8 protein-coding genes and 1 pseudogene are annotated in these 4,560 nt (G+C 32.3%); 3 read left to right on the top strand and 6 right to left on the bottom strand.

Features of this window, described 5'->3' with window-relative positions; all coding sequences use genetic code 11:
- The 6 genes from JCM17102_RS20580 to JCM17102_RS29290 form a co-directional block, all read right to left on the bottom strand.
- On the bottom strand, positions 1–393 hold a 393-nt coding region (locus tag JCM17102_RS20580; protein WP_025076520.1), incomplete at its 3' end, for a DUF7666 domain-containing protein.
- A 70-nt stretch (positions 394–463) separates the two neighbouring features.
- Entirely contained in the window at positions 464–739 is a 276-nt protein-coding gene (locus tag JCM17102_RS20575; protein WP_025076519.1) for a DUF3853 family protein, read from the bottom strand.
- Between the two features lie 215 nt (positions 740–954).
- Positions 955–1,335 (bottom strand): helix-turn-helix transcriptional regulator, encoded by a 381-nt coding sequence (locus tag JCM17102_RS20565; RefSeq protein WP_025076517.1) that lies wholly within the window; start codon positions 1,333–1,335, stop codon positions 955–957.
- The gene (locus JCM17102_RS20560; protein ID WP_025076516.1) at positions 1,335–1,532 is read right to left on the bottom strand and encodes a hypothetical protein; all 198 of its coding nucleotides are present in this window, start codon (positions 1,530–1,532) and stop codon (positions 1,335–1,337) included. Before JCM17102_RS20560 ends, JCM17102_RS20565 begins: the two co-directional genes overlap by 1 nt.
- A 425-nt stretch (positions 1,533–1,957) precedes the next feature.
- Complete coding sequence (locus JCM17102_RS20555) at positions 1,958–2,194, bottom strand: hypothetical protein (protein ID WP_025076515.1); 237 nt, start codon at positions 2,192–2,194, stop codon at positions 1,958–1,960.
- A 290-nt stretch (positions 2,195–2,484) separates the two neighbouring features.
- Positions 2,485–2,766, bottom strand: a complete 282-nt coding sequence (locus JCM17102_RS29290; RefSeq protein WP_025076514.1) for a hypothetical protein — start codon at positions 2,764–2,766, stop codon at positions 2,485–2,487.
- Positions 2,767–2,957: 191 nt separating this feature from the next.
- Between JCM17102_RS29290 and JCM17102_RS20545 the strand changes: the two genes are divergently transcribed.
- From JCM17102_RS20545 to JCM17102_RS20535, 3 genes and pseudogenes are all read left to right on the top strand, one after another.
- Complete coding sequence (locus JCM17102_RS20545) at positions 2,958–3,215, top strand: helix-turn-helix domain-containing protein (RefSeq protein WP_025076513.1); 258 nt, start codon at positions 2,958–2,960, stop codon at positions 3,213–3,215.
- 221 nt (positions 3,216–3,436) lie between these two features.
- Positions 3,437–4,201, top strand: a complete 765-nt coding sequence (locus JCM17102_RS20540; RefSeq protein WP_025076512.1) for a hypothetical protein — start codon at positions 3,437–3,439, stop codon at positions 4,199–4,201.
- A 40-nt stretch (positions 4,202–4,241) separates the two neighbouring features.
- A pseudogene (locus JCM17102_RS20535) lies at positions 4,242–4,560 on the top strand (hypothetical protein); the annotation flags it as partial.

Below are 4,560 nucleotides of genomic sequence, written 5' to 3'. Positions count from 1 at the left end.
TCCGGTGTTGGTTGCTGCTGACTGGTATCCGGTGTTGGTTGCTGCTGAATCCTTCCAATTAACCTTGTCAAGTATAAACTTTACTCCAGCTTCTACAAGACCTCTTAATCCTATTTCAGCAGATATGTGAATTTTTGAAGAAGCTATTTTAGTATCATCATTATCCTTATCAATACTTCCACTTCCTTCTACTGAACAATATCTATTTATTCCCTTATCTGTAGATGGAGGATAATAAGAAAATACATCCAATGGATTTTCGCAAAAATGAAAACCTTTCGAACAGGCTTTGATCTCACCTTCTTCTTGAAAATCTTTTCCTACTTCATATTGATATCCCCTGCATTTAAGGTCCTTATCGAATCCCTTAAAACCTTTTATTTTTTCTGTCATGATTATAAATTATTAAAGTGGATAATAAAATAGTTCCCGGATACCGAACCAACGGACACCGGGATAGAGATTATTTTTGTAATAGCTTTAATGCTAAATCGACATCTACCTTTATTATTCTACCGGTTTGGATGATCGCTTTATCTATAGCACCACTCATTTTAATTGATTGAGCTTTACTTAATGAGCATTGAAATATTTCCGCTATCCCTTTATAACCATATACATATTTTTTTTCTTTAGTTACAGGTGCTTGGGGAATTATGCTTTCAATAAATGTTTTAAGTTCTCCTACGGTTAATTTGAATAGGGGAGTGTCATCGGGGATTCTTTCTGCTCCAATCATAAATTACACCTCCTATTCCTTTTGATGAATTTCTTTTGAAGTTCTTTCAAGCAACATAAATACTGTTAGTAACAGCATAATAATACACGAAAAAGTTTCGTTTCTGGTCATTTCAACCTGTTGTGCTAAATACATTACCATCATTAAGGATATAACGGCAATCACATTTTGAATTTTATGGATTGTTTTCATTGAATTTATTGTTATTGTTAATACTAAACGATAAGCATTAAATCACCTTCCGTCTTACTTCTAGTCACACGTACCGAAGATCGTACACCAGAACGGATCCTACAGCGTCTCATGTCCATTTGATAATCAGGAGTAACGGAAATAATTAAAAACCATATAGAAAAAAACAACTCAATTCCATGTTTCCTGATTTCATTCAAATCGAAATTACGTTTTGATCTATCACACAATAGGAATAGAGTTAGTTCAACGTTATTATTAATACCTAACTTCTTATGAATATCCCTGATTTGTGCCTTTATGGTCCAAACCGATTTTTTAAGCAGATCAGCTATTTCTACAGGGGTATGTCCTTTGGCAACCTCATGAGCTACTTGATATTCACATTGCGTCAAAGGTTCCATTATTCGACTCGTTTAATTTTAAACGTTCCTTTCTCATAGTTGATATCACCTACTCTTTCTATTACTATATTATGTTTACGCCTAGCACGATACCGAGTCGCATTCATAATGCTGTCATAAACATTGTTAGGTAACTCTACAACTTCATTTATTTTCAGTCCTCTTACAAACTGCATTAATTCGCCTTCTTTTGCCATAATATTATTTTTTAGTTTATAATAGTGGACAGTGCCGGAATCGAACCAGCTTCATGGAATTAGTGCACATTACCATAGTTTCATCCAGGAAAACATAACTGCCCGTTTTGCCTGTGCCAATTAGACACAGGACTTAATTGAGTTTAAAACGAAAAAAAGGTGAACTATTCTCACGAACCATTCACCCAAAACACAAACACCAATAAAACATGACAAACAATTCTATATATCAAACTTGTAATAAAACAGAGTAAATATACTCTACCAGCTATTATAATATCTATTATAGCAATTTTAATACAGGTATTACCCCTAATAATTGCAATATTGAAATAATAATAGATATACAACTTATAATGATTGCTATTTCAGCATAAGGAATATATTTTCTAGGCATAATAAATAGAATTTTTGAAACATTACTATTATAAATATCTCTTCAATGACTCACATAATTTATTGAATTTCTCTAGAAAATTACATTCGTCAAAGTAGATTCTAGAATCATAAAGCCAATTATTATAATTCTTCTTACTCTCTGCAATGCGAACTTCCATACTATCCACATGTCCACTATAATTAATAAACACACATTTATCAGTTTCACTCTCTATCTTAAGAGCCAATTGCATCAATTTTAAAATAATCTCCTCTTTACTCATAATCTATATTTTTAATTAAATTGTGCCCGCCATACCTTCTACGGATTGTTTCCGGTATCGAGACCGACGGGCTATATATTAAATCACTTAGATAGCGTTATAGCTTGCCTTAATTGCTATATGCTTACTGATAAAGACGTTTTCGGACTTCCAAGTGATATTATTTACTAATTTGAGCCTACCAGACAGTCACCGCATTTCTGCTATGTCTGGTTCTCTTTTCGTATGAACCAATAAGTCAAATAGCTAAAAGAGTGCCTATGTAGAATATTCTCTACGTCTACATAAACTTATCTCCAAGAACTATCATAATAGACATTCTCAGGATGTCCAGATAAAAAGAATGATTTCAATACATTTCCCTCTTTATGCTGAACTGGTTCTTGTGGCTTAATTGAATCCTGATATTCTTCCATCGCTTCACGAGCAGCCGCCCAAGCATTTTTCAGAGCCCTTGAAAAAGAAAACCATTTCAGGTGAGAGTTCCATTTCATCTCTGCCCAAGCTCTTTGCATGATAGCTTTCATATTATACTTGCCATCTCTTACCAAAGAATAATCTCTCTTTTTCATTGTCTTACCTATTTTTAGTTATTTCTATTTTTTGTTCAAACCAACACTTTTAGCTTACTTTGCAACTGTTGTTGTTGTTGATGTTGCAAAGGTAAATAATACTATTTACAAAACAAGCAATAAGTAAATATTATTATAGACTTTAACTATTATTAGTAAACAGTTCTATTTACACATTAATATAAAAGACTATGACCCGAATTAAAGAAATACTAAAAGAAAAGGGAATGACAGTTAATCAGCTTGCGGACATGCTTGATATAAGCCGACAGGCATTAAGCAAACAGATTCAAGGAAAGATGTTAGTTGAAACAGCTCAACGTATTGCTGACGCCTTAAGCGTTCCCATGTGGCAATTATTCGCATCCCCTAGTGACATTCAGAAAGCAGACGGTTCACTCGTTTGCCCCAAATGTGGTACTCCTCTTGAACTCAAAATCAAAGAATGAATACTTTGCAACGTCATTAAATCAAAGATCTACCTATTTTTAGTGATACAAATAATTAGGTTTTATCAAACAAACTTTGCATCTTTGCATTGTTGTTGTTGTTGATGTTGCAAAGGTACATAATATTTTATGTAATCCAATAAAATCACATAATTATTTATGTATTTAACCTTTATTTTCATTTGAATTTAGATTTTCTACATAATAATATATGTAATACAATGAGCGAAATAAAAGAAAGGCTTACAAAATTTCTAGCTTATAAAGGTATAGGGCAAATAAAATTTGCAGAAGCCGCAGGTTTATCAAGAGGATTCGTTAATGTATTGGGGGATGGAATCAGTTCCAAATCATTAAATAAAATAAGTCAGGCTTTTCCTGAATTAAATCCGATATGGTTAACCACTGGTGAAGGAGAAATGCTAAAACAGCAAGAATCCTCTCCAGAAGCTTCCACCGTTAAAACTAAAGGAAACGATATATATCTTGAAACAAGCTCTGGAATTAAATATTATGAGTTAAGCGGAAATAAATATCGTATGCGTGTTCCATTGGTTCCTTTTAACGCCTATGCTAGATATATAAGTGAAACTTGTGAACCTATCCAACAAGATCGTGAATCATGGGATGAAGTAGAATTTATTGTAGATAAAATAGGTCATGGAAATTATATGGCTTTTGAGATCAAAGGAGATAGTATGAATGATGACAGTAGACGCAGTTTTATTCAAGGAGATTTAGTATTAGCTAGAGAACTTGATAAAGTACACTGGACAAATAGCCTACGTTACAATCAATACCCGTTTTGGATTATAGTATTAAGTGATACAATATTATGTAAAGAAATAATAGATCACAATGTAGAAACAGGAGATATCATATGTCATTCATTGAATCCATCTCCTGAATATGCCGATTTTACTATTAATTTAAAAAATGTGTGTCGTATTTTTAATATTGTACAGAAAACATCTACTACATTTTAAAATAGACAACAATTATATTAATCAACAAAAATACAAGATTATGAAAAAGATTATTTTATTAGTAACAATGCTCACTTTTTTATTAGTCGCTCATGCTCAAGAAGCGGACAGCATTGCCAATTATCATATGGAGTTTAAAGGAGTTCCAATAGATGGAACTTTAAGTAGTTTTATTCAAAAATTACAATCTAAAGGATTCAAAAAATTACAAGATGATATAGACGATGATATAAAAACTATGGAAGGTAATTTTGCTGGAGAGCAATCTACTTTATATATATTAGCTTCCCCTAAATCTAAAACAGTTTGGAAAGTTCTTGTTCAATATCCTAAGGAAAATTCTTGGTCTTCCTTAAAAT

The organism is Bacteroides faecichinchillae JCM 17102 (genome assembly GCF_000614145.1).
Classification (GTDB): Bacteria; Bacteroidota; Bacteroidia; order Bacteroidales; family Bacteroidaceae; genus Bacteroides; species Bacteroides faecichinchillae.
The sequence above is the reverse complement of the archived record's forward strand: the minus strand, read 5'-3'. Positions and strand labels throughout refer to the sequence as shown.

What these genes read in the sequence shown, in the direction of transcription:
- JCM17102_RS20545 (WP_025076513.1), top strand. Translation starts at nt 2,958, where the DNA reads ATGACCCGAATTAAAGAAATACTAAAAGAAAAGGGAATGACAGTTAAT.
- JCM17102_RS20575 (WP_025076519.1), bottom strand. Translation starts at nt 739, where the DNA reads ATGATTGGAGCAGAAAGAATCCCCGATGACACTCCCCTATTCAAATTA.
- JCM17102_RS20540 (WP_025076512.1), top strand. Translation starts at nt 3,437, where the DNA reads ATGAGCGAAATAAAAGAAAGGCTTACAAAATTTCTAGCTTATAAAGGT.
- JCM17102_RS20560 (WP_025076516.1), bottom strand. Translation starts at nt 1,532, where the DNA reads ATGGCAAAAGAAGGCGAATTAATGCAGTTTGTAAGAGGACTGAAAATA.
- JCM17102_RS29290 (WP_025076514.1), bottom strand. Translation starts at nt 2,766, where the DNA reads ATGAAAAAGAGAGATTATTCTTTGGTAAGAGATGGCAAGTATAATATG.
- JCM17102_RS20565 (WP_025076517.1), bottom strand. Translation starts at nt 1,335, where the DNA reads ATGGAACCTTTGACGCAATGTGAATATCAAGTAGCTCATGAGGTTGCC.
- JCM17102_RS20555 (WP_025076515.1), bottom strand. Translation starts at nt 2,194, where the DNA reads ATGAGTAAAGAGGAGATTATTTTAAAATTGATGCAATTGGCTCTTAAG.